Genomic DNA, 16,316 nt, shown 5'->3' with positions numbered 1-16,316 from the left:
CCGTGGAAGCGCCATGACCTCCGAATCCAGCGCCATCCGTGCGGACCTCCGTCGACGACGTGACGAGACCGCGGCCCAGGTGGCCGCACTGGAGGACGACCTGCGGAGCCTCTTCGAGGCGTCCCGGTCGTCCAACGCCGACGACGAACACGACCCCGAGGGCAGCACGATCGCGTTCGAACGGGCACAGCTCACCGCCGTCCTGGACGCGGCACGCCGGCGCCTCGCCGATCTGGACGCGGCCCTGGACCGCGTCGACGCCGGTGGCTACGGCGTGTGCGAGCGGTGTTCCCGCCCGATCCCGGCCGAGCGGCTGGCCGCCCGCCCGTCGGCGCGTACCTGTGTGGCCTGCGCCAATCGACGGTGACGGCGCCCCACCGGACCAGGCGGGCCGCCGTCACCGTGCAGGTGGTCAGCTGGCGCAGCAGCCGCCGGCGGACGCGCTGTCGACGGCGACGAGGCTGAGCAGCCCTCCCGTGACGCCGGTCGCCAGCCCTCGTCCGGCCGGCTCGGGCTCCGCCGCCGACGCGCAGCAGCTGTCGCCGGTCGCCGAGTCGGCCGCGGTGCTGGTGCACACGCCAGTCTCGGGAAGGTCGAGCTGGACGTCGCGGGCGGCGGCCCAGTCCCCGGCGAGGGCCGCGACGACGGAACGGACCTGCTGGTAGCCGGTGGCCATGAGGAACGTCGGCGCCCGACCGTAGGACTTCATGCCGACGGCGTGGTAGCCGCTCTCCGGGTGGGTGAGTTCATCGACGCCGTGCGGAGGCACGGTGCCGCAGGAATGCTCGTTCGGGTCGATGAGCGGGGCGAGCGCGCGGGTGGCGCCCAGCACCGGGTCCAGGTCCAGCCGTAGCTCGGAGGTGATCGAGTGGTCGGGGCGGAAGCCGGTGGCGGCGACGACCCGGTCCACGAGCACCGACTCCTCGCCGCCGTCGGCGTGCCGGACGACCACCTTGACGCGCCCGCCGGCCGGGGTGAGGGCGTGCACCCAGAAGCCGGTGAGCAGCCGGATCCGGCCGGCGTCGACGTGCTCGCGCAACCGCGAACCGAGCGCACCGCGCGCCGGCAGCGCGTCGGCGTCCCCGCCGCCGTACGTCCGCGCGGGCGTGGCGGTGCGGATCGCCCAGGTCACCTCGGTGTCGGGCTCGGCGGCGGCCAGGTCCGCCAGGGACAGCAGGGTGTTCGCGGCGGAGTGGCCGGCGCCCACCACGAGGGTGTGCCGGCCGGCGAAGCGGTCCCGGTCGACGCCGAGCACGTCGGGCAGCGCGTGCTCCAGGTACGCGGCGACATCGGCCTCACCCCGGGCGGGCAGGCCGGACGCCCCGAGGACATTCGGGGTGCCCCAGGTGCCGGAGGCGTCGATGACGGCGCGAGCCAGCAGCTCGGTGCCGTCGGCGAGGCGGACCAGGAACGGGGTGGTGTCGCGGCCGGCGCTGCGCAGCCGGTCGAGGCCGAGGCGGCTGATCGCCTGGACCCGGGCGCCGTAGCGCACGTGCGGCTTGAGCTGCGGCAGCTCCGCGAGCGGCTGGAGGTAGGCGGTGGCCAGCTCCGCCCCGGTCGGCAGTGCTTCCGGGTCGGGGGCGACCCAACCGGCCTCGTCGAGGAGCCGACGGGCGGCCGGGTCGATGTTGTAGCGCCAGGGTGAGAAGACCCGGACGTGCCCCCACTGCCGCACGGCGGCGCCGGGGGTGTCGCCGGCTTCCAGAACGGTGTACGGCAGGCCGCGTTCGTGCAGGTGAGCGGCGGCGGCGAGACCGGTCGGGCCGGCACCCACGACCACGACGGGAAGGTTGTCCAGAGCGTTCATCGGGAGACTCCTTGTCAGGTGACGGTGGGGCTGCGGCGTTCCAGCAGGACGACGTCGCGCCAGCGGCCGTGGTGGCGGCCGACCCGCTCCCGCACGCCGATGACGCGGAAGCCGGCCCGCTCGTGCAGGGCCAGGCTCGGGGTGTTCTCCGGGAAGATGCCGGACTGGATCGTCCAGATGCCGGCGGCCTCGGTCGACGCGATCAGCGTGTCGAGCAGCAGTCGGCCGACCCCGCGCCCCTGGGCTGCCGGGTCGACGTAGACGGAGTGTTCGACCACTCCGGCGTAGACCGGGCGGCTCGATGTCGGGGTGACGGCGATCCAGCCGAGGATGGTGTCGTCGGGCTCGACGGCCACGAAGCGGTGCTCGGTCAACCGGCTGGCGTCGAACGCGGCCCAGGTCGGGGCGGTCACCTCGAAGCTGGCGTTGCCGGCGTCGAGGCCGGCCTGGTAGATCGCCAGGACCCGGTCGGCGTCACGGGTGGCCATCGGACGCACGGTGAGGGTGGCCATGGGCGGGCTCCGTTCGGTGTCGGCGCGCTTCGCGGGCACTGTCTCGACGTCTGTCGAATCAGACACTTGCACACTGATTAGATCTCTGTCAACCTAGAGCAATGTCGAAACAAGCGGCCGTGGACGCGCCCTGCTGCCCGCCCCTGACCGAACGGCGTGTGCCGGCCGAGACCGCCGCCGTGCTCGCCCCCGCGTTCAAGGCGCTCGGCGACCCGGTCCGTCTCCAACTGATGTCGATGATCGCCTCGGCCGAGGGCGGGGAGATCTGCGTGTGCGACCTGACCCCCGCGTTCGACCTGACCGGCCCGACCATCTCGCACCACCTGCGGACGCTGCGCGAGGTGGGGCTCGTCGACGCCGACCGCCGCGGCACCTGGGTCTACTACCGCGCCCGCCCGACCATCCTGCGCCAGCTCGCCGGGTTGCTCGGCGCCCTGCCCGCCGGTGACACAGTCGACGAGCCGCCGCACCAGGCACCGGCCCGACGGGATTGTTCGTGAGCACCGGCACGATCCCCCGGACCGACCCGGCCGGGAGTGCGGTGGTCGGTCGCCTCTCCCGACTCGACCGGTTCCTGCCGGTCTGGATCGGGCTGGCCATGGTCGCCGGGCTGCTCCTCGGCCGGCTGATCCCCGGCCTGGACAGCGCGCTCGACTCGGTGACGATCAGCGGCATCTCGCTGCCCATCGCGATCGGCCTGCTGATCATGATGTACCCGGTGCTGGCGAAGGTCCGCTACGACCGGCTCGACACCGTCACCGGTGACCGGCGGCTGCTGGTGTCCTCACTGGTCCTCAACTGGCTCGTCGGTCCCGCCGTGATGTTCGCCCTGGCCTGGATCTTCCTGGCCGACCAGCCCGCGTACCGCACCGGTCTGATCATCGTCGGCCTGGCCCGCTGCATCGCCATGGTCATCATCTGGAACGACCTCGCCTGCGGCGACCGGGAGGCCGCCGCCGTCCTGGTCGCGCTCAACTCCGTCTTCCAGGTCGTCGCCTTCGGCCTGCTCGGCTGGTTCTACCTCTCGGTGCTTCCCGACTGGCTGGGGCTACCCGGCGCCGAGCTGACCATCTCCGCCTGGGACATCGCCCGCAACGTGCTCATCTTCCTCGGCATCCCGCTGCTCGCCGGCTACCTCACCCGCCGCCTCGGCGAACGCGCGAAGGGCCGCACCTGGTACGAGGCCCGCTTCCTGCCCAGGATCGGCCCCGCCGCCCTCTACGGCCTGCTGTTCACCATCGTGATCCTGTTCGCCCTCCAGGGCGACGCCATCACCAGCCGCCCCCTGGACGTCGCCCGCATCGCCCTGCCCCTGCTGGTGTACTTCGCGCTCCTGTGGGCCGGCTCCTACGCCCTCGGCCGGGCCATCGGTCTCGGCTACGAACGCACCACCACCCTGGCCTTCACCGCCGCCGGCAACAACTTCGAACTTGCCATCGCCGTCGCGATCGGCACCTTCGGCGTCGCCTCCGGCCAGGCCCTCGCCGGGGTCGTCGGCCCGCTGATCGAGGTGCCCGTCCTGGTCGGACTGGTCTACGTCTCGCTGTGGGCGCGCCGCCGTTTCTTCACCACCGGATGATCGAGAGGCACCATCATGAGCGACAAGCCCAGCGTCCTGTTCGTCTGCGTGCACAACGCCGGCCGGTCCCAGATGGCCGCCGGCTGGCTGCGCCACCTCGCCGGTGACGCCGTCGAGGTCCGCTCGGCCGGCTCCGCGCCGGCCGAGACGGTCAACCCCGCCGCCGTGCAGGCCATGCGGGAGGTCGGCATCGACATCACCGACCAGACCCCCAAGCTCCTGGAGTACGCCACCGCGGAGTCGTCGGACGTCATCATCACGATGGGATGTGGGGACGCCTGCCCGGTCTTCCCCGGCAAGCGCTACGAGGACTGGAAGCTCGATGACCCGGCCGGCCAGGGCGTCGAGGCCGTCCGACCGATCCGCGACGAGATCCGTGACCGGGTGGAGAAGCTCCTCGCCGGGCTTGCCCGCTAGGACCTCCCGCACACCACGCGCCGGGACGGCGTCTCAGCGGCCACCGGCGGCCAACTCGGCGAGCATCCCCTCGCAGCTGCGGACGACCACCTCCGCGCCGCGTCGCTGGGCCAGTGGGAGCACCGGATCCTCCGCCCGGTCCCGCCACCGCCACTGCGCGTCGGCGGCGACCTCCCAGAGCCGTTGCGCGGTCGCCTCGTGCTCGACGCCGAGTCGGGCGGCGAGCCCCACCCCGTCGCCGCCGATCAGCCGCTGCGCCTCCGCGGCCAGCTCGGCGTCGAACCCGAGTCGGGTGTGGCGCAGCGCCACCAGCAGGCGCAACTCCCGGAACTCGTGGGCGCCGGCGAGGATCTGCTCGATCGCGCCGGCCAACTCGTCGGAACCCCGCACCGGTTCGGCCCGCAGCAGGGCCTCCACGGCGGCCAGCGCCGACCGGGCTTTGAGCGTGTCGCGGCGGTCGATGAAGCAACGGGTCATCGACTCCCGCAGCTCGGTGAGCCCGCTGCGCCGGATGAGTTCGGCGGAGAGCTTCACCCGGTCGTCGAAGCCGGACCGGATCAGGGTGGTCGCCAACCGGATCCCGAAGAGCCCGAAGCGGTCCAGCAGGGCGGTGCGCAACTGCGGGTCCATCGCGACCGGCAGTTCGCCACGGCTGAAGCGGTCGGCGGAGAGCAGGTGGGCGTCCAACTCCGCCCGGGGCACCCGGGCCAGCGTCGCGAGGGCGGCGACATCCGACTCGCTGAGCATCCGACCGGCCAGGCCGATCGACCCGCTGCACGCCACCACGTTCACGGCGAGGGTGCCCACCCGGGGATCGCGGTAGTGCCGTCGAGCCAGTTGACGTGCGGTGAGCAGGCCGTCGATCCGGCCACCGCCGGTCTCGTCGGCCCGGGACAGCACCATGATCACGTTCACCGGGGCGGCCTGACCGACGGCGCTGTCCCGGCCGGACTCCAGCACCCGCAGATCGCTGTCACGACCATCGCGGGTCAGGAACAGCACCGCGTCCGCGTCGCGCAGCACCCGATCCATCACCGACACGCGACCCCGCTCACCGGCGCCGGTCAACGCCGGGGTGTCGATCAGCGTGACCTGGCGCAGAGCCCGCGTCGGCCACTGCACCACGATGTCGCGTACCTCCCCCGCGCGCCAGCCCAGATCCACCCGCATCCCGGTCGCCGACTTCACCACGGTCAGCTCCTGCGCGGGCTGACCGACCGGGTACGCGGTGGCGCGCGGCGCGGCGCCGTCCTCGTACCAGGTGAAGGCGCCATCGGCGCCCTCGACCGGCGCGACCTCCTCACCCATCAGCGCGTTGAGCACCGTCGACTTCCCGCACCGCCAGGGGCCGGCGACCGCGATCCGCAGCGGCTCCTCCAGCCGGGCCACCTGGTGGCGCAACTGCCCGACGGCCCGGGGATTGTCCCGGTAGAGGTCGAGGGCCTGGTGCAGCAACCCCCACGCCGCCTCGTCCAGACGCACCCCGACGGTCATGCCCGAGGCTCCAACTGCACCCCAGTGGCACGGGCACCGCTCACCTGTTGGGCCTGCTCGTAGAGCGCGGCCAACCGGGTCATCTTCAGTCGGATCTCGCGCTGCCGCTGCTCGCGTAGGGCGACGTCGGTGTCGGCCTCCTGCTTCGCGCTGCGGAACGACTGGACGATGGCCTCCTGAAGCTCCTCGGTGAGCCCGGTGAAGTGGTCCCGCAGCATCCGCTGCACCTGCCGCACGGCGTCGCGGCAGTCCCGGATGACGCGCACGAAGACGTCGTCGACGTGCCGCTGGATGGCCGTCTTCACGGTCGCCTGCCGACGGCGCAGCAGTTGCTTGCTCTCGTCACGGATGCTCTTGCCGCCGAACAGCGCGCCGATGCCGACCGAGACCGGGTTGATCATCGGCATTCCGGCCAGGGTCGTCGCCAGGCCGAACATCAGCATGCCGCCGTACGAGCCCTTCATGCCGGTGAACAGCTTCTGACCGGTGGTGAACCGGTCGACCTTCGGCCGCTCCAGCTCGGGCAGTCGTTCGCCGATGTCGTCCGGCATCGTCATCGACCACGGTGGCAGCACGTCGTAGCCGTAGCGGGTGAAGTTGGCAGCCACCCGGCGGGCGATCCAGTCGCAGCGCTGGATCAGCCACTCGTGGTTCGCCTCCGCCGCCTCCACCAGGCTGCGCTCCAGCCAGTCCTGGAAGGTGTCCCAGGCGACCAGCGGATCCGCCGTGTCGAACGCCTCGTCCACCGCCCGCAGGATCTGCCGGGTCCGGTCACGCAGGTCGTACTCGATGTCGGAGAGCAGGTCGGCGACCTCGTCGTTCAGGGTGTTCTGCCAGCGGGTGGAGCAGCGGCGCAACTCGTCCACCTCACGCTGGGCGGCGTGCAGACGGGAGATCGGCCCGGACTGCTCCTCGGCCTCCTGGGTCGCCAGCTCGGCACGCAGCGGCGCCGCCAACTGCTCCACCACCGTCCGGGCCACCGCCTGCACCGCCACCCGGGCCACCTGATCGGCCTTGCCGGACATGTCCCGCTGCAACCGGGCGATCAGCGCGGGGAAGCCGGACTCCGCATTGAGGACCCGGTCATCGGCGGCGGCCGCGCGCAGCCGCAACGCCGCCGAGACCGGGATGACCGGCGCCGGGATGCCGGCGTCGGCCAGGTGCTGCCGGTTGCGCTCGGCCACCGCACGCCAGTCCGCCACGAGGTCGGTCTTGCTCTGCACCACCACCACGTTCGGGTGCGAACGCATGACGTGCAGCAGCATGTCCAGCTCGGTGACGGAGAGTTCCCGGGTGGAGTCGGTGACCAGCAGTACCGTGTCCGCGCGGCCGGGAGACGCGACCGTACCCGCGCCACCGACAGCGGCGACCTCGTCGGTGCCGGGAGTGTCCACCAGCACCAGTCCGGCACTGAGCAGGGCGCGGGGCACGCCGATCTCGACGTACGCCGGACCGCCCCCCGGCCGACGCCCGACGGTGCCGGCCACCCCCGCCGCGACCTGGTTGAGCGCCACCGGCGTCCGCTCGATGGCGACGGCGGCCGCGGTGCCGGCGGGCCGCCCCGGCGCCGGTGGCGGAGCCTGGGCCACCGCGGCGTACGCGGCCTCGGCGTGCTGCACCACGGTCGGCAGGACGGTGGTGCGACCGTCGCCCACCGGGCAGGCCGGCGCGTTGATGATCGCGTTGATCAGCTGACTCTTGCCCTGGTTGGGCTCGCCGACGACCAGGACGCGCAGCTTCGGGTCCAGCAGCTGGGCACGCTTCTGCCGCACTGTCTGGAGCAGGTCGTCCCGCCCGTGAGAGCTGCACGTACGGGCGATCTCGTCCAGCACGTCCAACCAGATCCCCGCCATCACCGCACCAAGTGTGCTGATTTCGGCTCAATTATCAAGAGGGACCGGTTGGGGAACTGGAGAGGGCCGGACCGCCCGATACGGTCCGACCCCCCGCTCCAGGTGGGAAAACCCGTCAGAGCAGGCCCCCGGTGATACCGAGCAGGCCGTGGTCCGACGAGGCGGGGCCACCATCGTGCGTGTCGCCGAGCACACCGTCGGTGACGCCGCCGGTCACGTCACCGACCGTGCCGGTGACACCGGGGAGGAGACCCTCCACCTGGTGCGTCACACCATCCACAGTGGACGGAACATCCAGCGGCGGGACGACGCCGCCGTGGTCACCGAGGCCCAGCCCGCCCAGAGTCTCGCCGACACCGAGGGAGCCGACGACACCGCCGAGGTGACCCTGGGTGCCGGACAGCACGCCACCGGTCACGTCGCCGCCCAGCAGGCCGTGGTCGGTGGTGTCGAGCAGACCGGCCGGGTGGCCGACGGTGCTGGTGACGTCGCCGAGCACCGGGTCCGCGATGCCGTCCACCGGCTGCACCACGTCGGCGTCGAGGGTGTGCGCCACGTCGTTCACGCCGGTCAGGTCGGTGTCCAGGCCGCTCGGGCCAACGCCCAGCCCGATCCCCGGCAGCACGGTGACCCCGGCCGCGACGGTGTTCGGGTCGACCGCGATGGCACCCAGCACGCCCGCCTTGACGTCCACTCCGCTGGGCGAGCTGGTGATGCTGATCTGCTGGGCCACACTCTGCAGCTGGCCGACCACGTCAGTGGTGTCGGTCACCAGCGGGTCCAGTCCGAGGTGGCCGATGGCCGGGGCGAGCGGCGCGACCGCCCCCGGCGCGTAGTCGACCACCAGCGGGACGACGTCCTGCACGTCCGCGGCGGTGATGTCGGTGAGCCCCGCGGCGTGCAGCGCACCCTCCGGGTCGAGGTCGAACGCCGACCGCGCGTCAGGGTTGGTCAGCAGGTCGAGCACGAAGTCGTGGAGGGTCTGTTGCGAGTCCATGTGCCGGTTCTCCTCGGATGTGGCGTCAGCGACCGTCTTGCGTCGACACGAACGCTACGAGTGGGGGGCGCCCCCGGACATCGGGGCTCGACCCGCATCCGATCCGGCTGAACTAGGGGCTCCGTCGCCTCGTACGTTAGGGGGAGATGGGGAAACCGTCCCAGCCAGATTAGGGTCCCGACCAGGGAGCGATCTCTGGTACGAACGTAGGAGCCCGCGGGGGGTCGCCGGGGGTGGTCGTCGGCGCGAGCGCCACCGACCGGCCACCTCACGGGGAGAGAAGAGACGGATGCGGTACGTCCTGGGGATAGACATCGGAAGCACCAACACGGCCGCCGCCGTCGCACGGCGTAACGGCACGACCTGGACGCGCCCCGAGCCCGTCGGGCTGGGCGCCGACTCGCCCCTCGTCCCGTCGGTGCTGTACCTGTCGGAGGACGGCTCGTTGCGCGTCGGTGAGCCGCCGACCGACGACGGCAGCCGCACCACCCGGGACTTCGTCCGCCGGATTGGCGACGACGTGCCCCTGCTGCTGGGCGGCGAGGCGTGCGCGCCGCAGACACTGACCGCCGAACTGGCGGGGTGGGTGGTGGAGCGGGTGCACGCCCTGGAGGGCGGGCCCGCCGAGGCGATCGTGCTCAGCCACCCGGCGGGTTGGCGCCCGTACCGGCGGGATCTGCTGCACCGAGCACTGTCCGACCTGGGCCTGCGGCACGTGACGCTGCTGCCCCGCACGGTGACGGTGGCCGAGAGCCACGCCGCCCGCGGGTTCGCGGGTACGACGGCCGCGGTCTACGCCCTCGGCGGCAACAGCTTCGAGGCGGCGCTGGTGCGGCGTACCCCGCGCGGCACGTACGAGGGGTTCGGCACCCCGCAGGGCCTCGACCCGATCGGCGGCGCCGACTTCGACGAGGCGCTGGCCACGCACGTCCGTACCGTGCTGGCCCGGGAGTTGGCGGCCACCGCGCGCCGCGGCACCCAGGCCGCACTACGCGGGCTGCGCGCGGAGTGTGACCGGGTCAAGCGGGAACTGACCGTCGACCTGACCGCCGACGTGGTGCTGAGCCTGCCGGGCGGCGCCGCGCGGATCCCGGTGACCCGGGCACAGTTCGAGGACATGATCCGCCCGACGGTGCAGGCCACCGTCGACCTCCTGCTCCGCACGGTGCACGGCGCCGGCCGGGCACCGGAGCAGCTCGACGCCGTCCTGCTGGCCGGCGGTTCCGCCCGCATCCCGCTGGTCACCGAGCTGATCGGCGCGGCTCTTCCGGTGCCCGTCGAGGTCCAGCCGGACGCGCAGCTGACCGCCGCGACCGGGGCTGCCATGGCCGCCTGCCAGGTGGTGTCGCCGCGCCGGCCCGCGCCGGCCCGCGACCCGGCACCGGTACGGCCCCGGGCGGGCGGTGCCGGTCCCGCGCGGGCCAGCCTCCCGGTGCCGCGCCGCCCGCACCACGACACCACCGTTCCCGCTGCTCCCCCTCCCCGTCCGCCGGTCCGGATCCTCCCCCTGGACCTGCCGAAGGCGTCCCGTCTGGCGTTGACCCTCAGCCGGGGACGCGAAGGATGACCACAATGATCATGAACGACGTCGCCGAGTCCCGACTGCTGCTGGGCAGTGGGCCACGCTCCCTTCTGGACCTGGTCGCCCGGGATCCGAGGGCCGCCCTCACCGTCGGGGTGTCCGGGCCCGGCGGCCACGGCAAGACCGCGCTGCTCGCCGAGGTCGCACGGCTGCACCAGCGGGCCGGCGTCACCGTGCGGACGAGCGCTCCCGAGCCGGGTGAGACGGTCGACCCGGACGCGCTGGTGCTGGTCGACGACGCGCACCTGCTCGACGACGACCGCCTCGGCGCGCTGCTGCGACTGGTGGCCGGCCGCCGCCACCGGCTGGTGGTGGCGTACCGCCCGTGGCCCCGGTCGGCTGCGATCACCGAGCTGGCCGACGTGCTGCGCCGCGACGGGCAGGCGGTGCTGCTCGGCCCGTTCAGCCGGGAGCAGACCGCGGCCCACCTCGCCTCGATGCCCGAGCTGGGCCGACGCGACGACCTGGTGGACTTCGTCCACACGCAGACCGCCGGTGTGCCCCGCGACGTGGAACGGCTGGCCCGAGGGCTGGCCGGGGCGGACACTCCGGGGGAGCCACCACGGTCCGTCCTGCTCGAGTTCGGTCCGGATCTGGACGCTCAACCCACCGCCGTGCGGCGGCTGCTGCTCGCCGTCGCGGCGGGCGTACCGCTACCGGTGAGCATGCTCGGCGCCCTCCTCGATCAGGAGCCGGAGGCCGTGGACGGACTGATCGCCACGACCAGAGCGGCCGGGCTGATCGGCGCGGACGGCCGGCTGGCGCCGATCGTTCGGCGGGTCGTCACCACGCTCAGCCCGGCCACCGACCGCACCGCCGTGTGGCGCCGCCTCACCGAGTTGCAGCTGGCACGCGCCGGCGCGGTGCTGCCGCTGGTCCGATCCCTGCGAGCGGTCGGCGCGCTCGCCGACTGCCCGGCCACGACGCTGACGGCCGCCGCCACGGAGGCGCTGGCCGACGAGCCGGCGTTCGCCGCCGACCTGTTCGCGGCGGCCACGGCGGCGGGCGCGCCGGCGAGCGCCCAGCAGGCGCTCGCCACCGCCCTCGCCGGCAACCTCGACGAGGCGCTGCGCCTGGCGGATCGGCTACTCGCCACCGCTGCGCCGACCGACCGCGCCGAGGCCGCCGTGGTGGCCGCGACCGCCCTGGCGCACCGCGGGCACGTCGGTCGCAGCGTGGAGTTGTACCGGTGGTCGGGCAGCGCCTCGTCGGTCGCGTTCGCCACCGTCGGCGGTCTCGCCGGCGGCGATCTGAGCGCCGCCGCTACGGCGCCGGCCGACGACCCGGCCGGCGAGCCACCCACGTTGCAGGCCAGCGCCGCCCGGTTGATGGCCGACGGGGTACGCGACAGCGTCACCGGCCCGCCGACCGCCGCCCTGTCGGCGCTCGTGCAGGCCGCCGCTCTGCTGGAGCCGGACGGCCGGGCCGCGCTCCTGCCGGACAGCCCGGCGGCGCTGGCCGCCCTCACCGCCGTGCACTGCGGTGAGCTGGAGATCGCCGAGCGGGTGCTGCACCGGGCCCTGGCCGCCGGGGTCGGGGGTCCGCTGATGACCCGCCGGCACCGACTGCTACAGGCCTGGATCCTGATGGTGCGGGGCCAGACGGCCGCCGCCGCCGACCGTCTCGCCGCCGCCACGGTCGACGGGCGGCCGCTGGAGTCCCGCGATCTGCTCTTCGCCGCCGCGCTGCGGATGGGCATCGCCCGGCGCAACAGCGACCTCGGAGCCCTCAAGAACGGTTGGGGGCAGGCGCTGGAGGCGGTGGTGCGGCACCCGGTGGACCTGTTCACGCTGCTGCCGCTGGGTGAACTCGCCATCGCCGGCGCCCGCCTGGGTGACCTGGCCCGACTGGAACCGTACCTGCGGGAGGGCCGCTCCCTGCTCAACCGACTGGACGATCCGCCACTGTGGAGTGTCCCGCTGCACTGGAGCGGCCTGCACGCGGCGATCCTGACCGACGAGCCGGCCGTCGCCGACGACCACGTCGCGGCGCTGCTCGCCGCCGCCGACCACAGCCGGTACGCGGCCGTGGTCGCGGCGGCCGGCGAGAGCTGGGTGGAGGTGCTGCGGGGCGCGGTCGACCCGGTGCGGGTGGAGGCCGCCGCCCGGGGGCTGCACGACACCGGGCTGTGGTGGGACGGCGCGCGACTCGCCGGGCAGGCCGCGATCCGTACCGCGGACCGGCGGGCCATGACCACCCTGCTCGAATGCGCGCGAGCGTTGCAGGGCCGCCCGGCCGGCGCCGACGCCGGGCAACGGCCGACCGGCGGCGAGAGCACCGCGCTGGTCGCCGACGCCATCGCCGGTCCCGCCCAGCCGGGGCTCAGCGACCGGGAGTACGAGGTGGCCGAACTGGTGCTGGCGGGGCTGACCTATCGGGAGATCGGCGATCGGCTCTTCATCTCGGCGAAGACCGTCGAGCACCACGTCGCCCGGATGCGTCACCGACTGAACTGCGCCAACCGCGCCGAGCTGCTGGCACTGCTGCGTACCGTCGTCGCCGACCGGGCCAACAGCACGGCCGGTCAGCCGTGGCCGCGGCGGTCGACCCGATGACCCGAGGAGGGATCCGGGCCAGACTCGTCGCGTTGGCGGCCGTGCTGATCACGCTCTGGTCGTACGCGGCCTACCTGACCGGTCAGGACGCGGCCGACCTGCTGCGGGTCCGGGCGCTGGCCGAGACGCTGGGCCAGCCGATCGACCGGCTGGTCCTGGGCCTGCAGACCGAGCGGAGGCTGACCGTCGAGACGATCGCCGGGGCCGCGTCGACGGAGTCCGCGTTGGCGGGGGCGCGCGCCGGGACCGACCGGGCGGCGGCCGAGGTTCGCGCCTTCACCGACGGCCACGACCTTCGGCTGCTCACCGCCGACGCGGTCCGGGACCGGGCCGACGAGCTGGTCCGGCGGCTGAACGGCCTGGGCACCATCCGATCCCAGGTGGACGCCGGGCGGCTCGACCGCGCCGGGGCCGTCGACGGGTACGACCAACTCGTCGCCGTCGCCTTCGCCGTGTACGGCCCGGAGTGGGGCGCCTACGAGAGCGACCTGGCCGCCGACACCCGCACCGTGATCGCGCTGGCCCACGCCCGCGAACTGCTCGCCCAGGAGGACACCCTGGTCAGTGCCGCGTTGGCCGGTGACCGACTCGATCTCGACGGGCGGCGTCGACTGGCCGCGCTGGTCAGCAACCAGCGCTACGCGCGCGCCGAGGCGGTCGCGGCTCTGCCGGGCGGGCAGCGGCGGTTCACCGAAGGGCCGCCGTTCGGGGACCTGCTCGCCCTGGAGGACGTGCTGTCGCGCACGGACACCGCCAGCGCGGTCGACGGGATCACCCGGGCGAAGTGGCGTACGACGGCCGACGGTGTGCTCGGCGCGCTGCACGAGCTGGTGACGACGGCGGCCCGGGACAGCGTCGAGCGGGCCACGCCGGGTGCCGCCGTGCTCGTCGCCCGCACCGGCGCAGTGCTGGGGATCGGGCTCATCGCGGTGCTCGCGGTCCTGCTGAGCTGGGTCGGCCTGGCCCGACGGCTGACCGAAGGGCTGGTCCGCTCCCCCGCCGATGCCCCGGCGCTGCCCGTGCCGCCGCCATCGGTCGACGACGCGCCGGCCCCCACCCGCGAGGCCCCGGCCACCGACGGCGCCGCCGCCCGGGAACTGGTGCTGCGGCTGACCCGCCGCAACCAGGTCCTGCTCCGCGACCAGCTCAGCCTGCTGGACGGGATGCAGCGGCGGGAACGGTCCGCCGAGGAGACCGACGAGCTGTTCGCGCTCGACCACCTCACCACCCGGGTCCGCCGCAACGTGGAGACGGTGATCACCCTGAGCGGCGCGACGCCGGCCCGCCGCTGGCGGCGACCGATGCCACTGCTCGACGTCGTCCGCGGCGCGGTTGCCGAGGTGGCCGACTACCACCGGGTCCTCATCGCGCCGCACTGGCCGTGGTCCCTCGCCGGCCCCGCCGTCACCGACGTCGTCCACCTGCTTGCCGAGCTGGTCGAGAACGCCCTCGCCCACTCACCGACGGACACCACCGTCCGCGTCGGCGGCGAACAGTGGCCACAGGGCTGCGCCGTCCTGGTCGTCGACGACGGCCCCGGCCTCGACGCGAGCGCGATGGCCGACGCGAACCACCTGCTGGGCGGTCCTCCGTCAGCGGACCCGCCGGCCGGCCCGGCGGGCCTCTACACCGTCGCCGTACTGGCCGCCCGCTGTGGCGCGCACGTCTCGCTGCGGCGCAGCCAGCGCGGCGGGACAGCGGCGGTGGTCCTCCTCCCGACCGGTCTGGTCACGGTGCGCGACACCGACGACGAGCCGGCGAGGCGTCATCCCGGTGCCCCGCCCGCGCGGGACGGGGGCACCTCGGGCGCCCACCTACCGACGCGGATCCGCCAACCCGGGCCGATGGCGCCCATCCCCGGCAGCGCCGGCCCCGACACCGTCGAGTTGCCGGTCGCGAGAACAGCAAGGAGACATCGATGACGCACGCAGTGGCCACCGAGGACAGCCTGACCGGTGCCCTGGACCGGCTGGTCGATCGGGTGCACGGCGCGGAGTTCGCCGTGGTGCTCTCGCCCGACGGCCTGCCGCTCGGCGGTTCCCGCCAGGTGGGGGCGAAGCTGGCCGAGCAGATCTCCGGCATCGTCGCCGGCCTGCTGGCGCTGGGGCTGGCCGCCACCCGCACCTGCGACGGGGGTGGGCTGCGGCAGATCGTGGTGCAGATGTCCCGGGCGTTCCTGTTCGTCGCCACCATCCGCAACGGAACCATCCTCACCGTACGGATCGCCGGTGACGACGCCGAGGTCGGCGACATGGCGTACGAGGTGGCGCTGTTCGTCGGGCAGGCCGAACGGCACCTGCCGGTCCGCCTCGAACCGGCCTCCTCGGTGAAGAGCGGGGACGCCGGTGTCCACCAACGACTCCGCTGACGAGGCGTGGTACGACGACGACGCGGGCCCGGTGGCTCGGCCGTACACGATGACCGGCGGGCGCACCGCCCCCGAGCGTGGCCGGTTCGATCTGATCTCGCTGGTCGTCGCCCGGCGGACCGCCAACCCGCGGACGCCGCTCTTCCCCGAACAGGCGCGGATCGTCGAGTTGTGTCACCATCCAGTGTCGGTGGCCGAGCTGGGCGCCGAACTGGACCTGCCGTTGGGGACCGTCCGGGTGCTCCTCGGTGACCTGCTCGCGGCCGGCCTGATCGAGACGCACGAACCGCCGACGCTGTCGGAGCTGCCGTCCGCGGAGCTGCTCGAGTCGATACTCGTCGGGCTACGCGCCCTGTGAGCGACCGGGCGGAGCGCAGTCGCGCGTCCGGTGACGAAGTGAGGGGGAGAAAGGCAGTGCCGGCACCACCGCCGCAGCCACGTCGTACCGTGGCGATCATCCTGCTGGACCGGGTCGTGGCCCTCGCCGCGGCCACACGGCGGGTGTTCACCGGTCAGGGCGACATCTCGCGGGCCACCTGGGTGGCGGTGATCTCGGCGCTCGGGGTGCTGGTCGCGACGACGGTCTCCGTCGTCGCGGTGCTGCGGTCACCGGAGAAACTGGCGCCGGTGACGCTCAACCCGCCACCCTCGGTCGACCAGGTCGGGACACCGCCGGCCGGTACGCCCCGGGCGCACGCGATCCCGGCGGCCACCAGCCCACCGGCCGTACCGCCGGGCTCCCCCACCGTGGCGCCGACCGCCGGAGCCGCGACCACCGGGCCGTCGCCGTCGGCCGCCACGACCGCGCCGAGCCCGGCCGCCCTGGGCGCCGAGTTCGCCATCGCGGACACCGCCCTGCTCAGCTACGGCGCCAGCGTGACGATCAGCAATCCCGGCCAGGTGCCGGTGCCGCAGTGGAAGCTGGCCGTCACCCTGCCCCGGGAGTCGCTGCGGGTGAGTGAGGTCGAGGGCGCACGAGCCGTCCAGGATGGTGCGGTGTGGACGTTCGTGCCGGACGGCAGCGTCGGGCTGGTGCCCGGTGGCGCGTCGGTGCGGGTGACGTTCCGGGTGAACGGCGCACCGGTCGGCGCCGCCCCGACGGCCTGCACGATCGACGGGGCGGCGTGCACCGGCCTGCCGGACTGACGGCGG

Annotated in this window: 15 protein-coding genes; 10 read left to right on the top strand and 5 right to left on the bottom strand. The window is 73.8% G+C overall.

The features are described from left to right. Positions 1-13 precede the first annotated feature (13 nt). Complete coding sequence (locus AB0H52_RS06600; protein ID WP_151487881.1) at positions 14-367, top strand: TraR/DksA C4-type zinc finger protein; 354 nt, start codon at positions 14-16, stop codon at positions 365-367. Between the two features lie 45 nt (positions 368-412). Here AB0H52_RS06600 and AB0H52_RS06595 read toward each other — a convergent pair whose 3' ends face one another. Both AB0H52_RS06595 and AB0H52_RS06590 read right to left on the bottom strand, forming a co-directional pair. Beyond that, the gene (locus AB0H52_RS06595; protein WP_357945672.1) at positions 413-1,807 is read right to left on the bottom strand and encodes an FAD-dependent oxidoreductase; all 1,395 of its coding nucleotides are present in this window, start codon (positions 1,805-1,807) and stop codon (positions 413-415) included. Positions 1,808-1,821: 14 nt separating this feature from the next. After that, positions 1,822-2,319 (bottom strand): GNAT family N-acetyltransferase, encoded by a 498-nt coding sequence (locus tag AB0H52_RS06590; protein WP_151487879.1) that lies wholly within the window; start codon positions 2,317-2,319, stop codon positions 1,822-1,824. Positions 2,320-2,420: 101 nt separating this feature from the next. Here AB0H52_RS06590 and AB0H52_RS06585 point away from each other — a divergent pair, with 101 nt between their 5' ends. From AB0H52_RS06585 to AB0H52_RS06575, 3 genes are read left to right on the top strand one after another with little or no spacing between them, the layout of a single operon-like run. Then, entirely contained in the window at positions 2,421-2,819 is a 399-nt protein-coding gene (locus AB0H52_RS06585; RefSeq protein WP_225854110.1) for a metalloregulator ArsR/SmtB family transcription factor, read from the top strand. Continuing rightward, a complete protein-coding gene (gene arsB / locus AB0H52_RS06580; RefSeq protein WP_192580107.1) occupies positions 2,816-3,898 on the top strand; it encodes an ACR3 family arsenite efflux transporter in 1,083 nt (360 codons plus the stop codon). Before AB0H52_RS06585 ends, arsB begins: the two co-directional genes overlap by 4 nt. 15 nt (positions 3,899-3,913) lie before the next feature. Next, the gene (locus AB0H52_RS06575) at positions 3,914-4,315 is read left to right on the top strand and encodes an arsenate reductase ArsC (RefSeq protein WP_151487878.1); all 402 of its coding nucleotides are present in this window, start codon (positions 3,914-3,916) and stop codon (positions 4,313-4,315) included. Between the two features lie 33 nt (positions 4,316-4,348). On the opposite strand, the gene AB0H52_RS06570 is transcribed toward AB0H52_RS06575, so the two are convergent. The 3 genes from AB0H52_RS06570 to AB0H52_RS06560 form a co-directional block, all read right to left on the bottom strand. Then, positions 4,349-5,809, bottom strand: a complete 1,461-nt coding sequence (locus tag AB0H52_RS06570; protein ID WP_357945668.1) for a hypothetical protein — start codon at positions 5,807-5,809, stop codon at positions 4,349-4,351. Then, positions 5,806-7,662 (bottom strand): dynamin family protein, encoded by a 1,857-nt coding sequence (locus AB0H52_RS06565; protein WP_151487876.1) that lies wholly within the window; start codon positions 7,660-7,662, stop codon positions 5,806-5,808. The genes AB0H52_RS06570 and AB0H52_RS06565 overlap by 4 nt, the downstream gene beginning before the upstream one ends. 115 nt (positions 7,663-7,777) lie before the next feature. Then, a complete protein-coding gene (locus AB0H52_RS06560; protein ID WP_225854109.1) occupies positions 7,778-8,659 on the bottom strand; it encodes an IniB N-terminal domain-containing protein in 882 nt (293 codons plus the stop codon). A gap of 289 nt (positions 8,660-8,948) precedes the next feature. Here AB0H52_RS06560 and AB0H52_RS06555 point away from each other — a divergent pair, with 289 nt between their 5' ends. From AB0H52_RS06555 to AB0H52_RS06530, 6 genes are read left to right on the top strand one after another with little or no spacing between them, the layout of a single operon-like run. Then, positions 8,949-10,226, top strand: a complete 1,278-nt coding sequence (locus AB0H52_RS06555; RefSeq protein WP_192580106.1) for an Hsp70 family protein — start codon at positions 8,949-8,951, stop codon at positions 10,224-10,226. A 5-nt stretch (positions 10,227-10,231) separates the two neighbouring features. Next, positions 10,232-12,796 (top strand): LuxR C-terminal-related transcriptional regulator, encoded by a 2,565-nt coding sequence (locus tag AB0H52_RS06550; protein WP_357945663.1) that lies wholly within the window; start codon positions 10,232-10,234, stop codon positions 12,794-12,796. Then, entirely contained in the window at positions 12,793-14,718 is a 1,926-nt protein-coding gene (locus tag AB0H52_RS06545; RefSeq protein ID WP_357945660.1) for a nitrate- and nitrite sensing domain-containing protein, read from the top strand. Before AB0H52_RS06550 ends, AB0H52_RS06545 begins: the two co-directional genes overlap by 4 nt. After that, a complete protein-coding gene (locus AB0H52_RS06540; protein WP_278122984.1) occupies positions 14,715-15,164 on the top strand; it encodes a roadblock/LC7 domain-containing protein in 450 nt (149 codons plus the stop codon). The genes AB0H52_RS06545 and AB0H52_RS06540 overlap by 4 nt, the downstream gene beginning before the upstream one ends. Then, complete coding sequence (locus AB0H52_RS06535) at positions 15,142-15,522, top strand: DUF742 domain-containing protein (RefSeq protein ID WP_151487871.1); 381 nt, start codon at positions 15,142-15,144, stop codon at positions 15,520-15,522. The genes AB0H52_RS06540 and AB0H52_RS06535 overlap by 23 nt, the downstream gene beginning before the upstream one ends. Positions 15,523-15,578: 56 nt before the next feature. After that, positions 15,579-16,310 (top strand): cellulose binding domain-containing protein, encoded by a 732-nt coding sequence (locus tag AB0H52_RS06530; protein WP_192580105.1) that lies wholly within the window; start codon positions 15,579-15,581, stop codon positions 16,308-16,310. The last annotated feature ends 6 nt before the right edge of the window (positions 16,311-16,316 follow it).

It is taken from the genome of Micromonospora sp. NPDC050695, assembly GCF_040654415.1.
Taxonomy (GTDB): Bacteria; Actinomycetota; Actinomycetes; order Mycobacteriales; family Micromonosporaceae; genus Micromonospora.
Note: the sequence above shows the minus strand (reverse complement) of the source record. Positions and strands in the feature narration are given on the sequence as shown.

Coding starts and splice junctions, on each gene's coding strand:
- AB0H52_RS06550 (WP_357945663.1), top strand. CDS start 10,232: ATGATCATGAACGACGTCGCCGAGTCCCGACTGCTGCTGGGCAGTGGG.
- AB0H52_RS06545 (WP_357945660.1), top strand. CDS start 12,793: ATGACCCGAGGAGGGATCCGGGCCAGACTCGTCGCGTTGGCGGCCGTG.
- AB0H52_RS06575 (WP_151487878.1), top strand. CDS start 3,914: ATGAGCGACAAGCCCAGCGTCCTGTTCGTCTGCGTGCACAACGCCGGC.
- AB0H52_RS06585 (WP_225854110.1), top strand. CDS start 2,421: ATGTCGAAACAAGCGGCCGTGGACGCGCCCTGCTGCCCGCCCCTGACC.
- AB0H52_RS06595 (WP_357945672.1), bottom strand. CDS start 1,807: ATGAACGCTCTGGACAACCTTCCCGTCGTGGTCGTGGGTGCCGGCCCG.
- AB0H52_RS06555 (WP_192580106.1), top strand. CDS start 8,949: ATGCGGTACGTCCTGGGGATAGACATCGGAAGCACCAACACGGCCGCC.
- AB0H52_RS06600 (WP_151487881.1), top strand. CDS start 14: ATGACCTCCGAATCCAGCGCCATCCGTGCGGACCTCCGTCGACGACGT.
- AB0H52_RS06570 (WP_357945668.1), bottom strand. CDS start 5,809: ATGACCGTCGGGGTGCGTCTGGACGAGGCGGCGTGGGGGTTGCTGCAC.
- AB0H52_RS06590 (WP_151487879.1), bottom strand. CDS start 2,319: ATGGCCACCCTCACCGTGCGTCCGATGGCCACCCGTGACGCCGACCGG.
- AB0H52_RS06565 (WP_151487876.1), bottom strand. CDS start 7,662: ATGGCGGGGATCTGGTTGGACGTGCTGGACGAGATCGCCCGTACGTGC.
- AB0H52_RS06540 (WP_278122984.1), top strand. CDS start 14,715: ATGACGCACGCAGTGGCCACCGAGGACAGCCTGACCGGTGCCCTGGAC.
- AB0H52_RS06560 (WP_225854109.1), bottom strand. CDS start 8,659: ATGGACTCGCAACAGACCCTCCACGACTTCGTGCTCGACCTGCTGACC.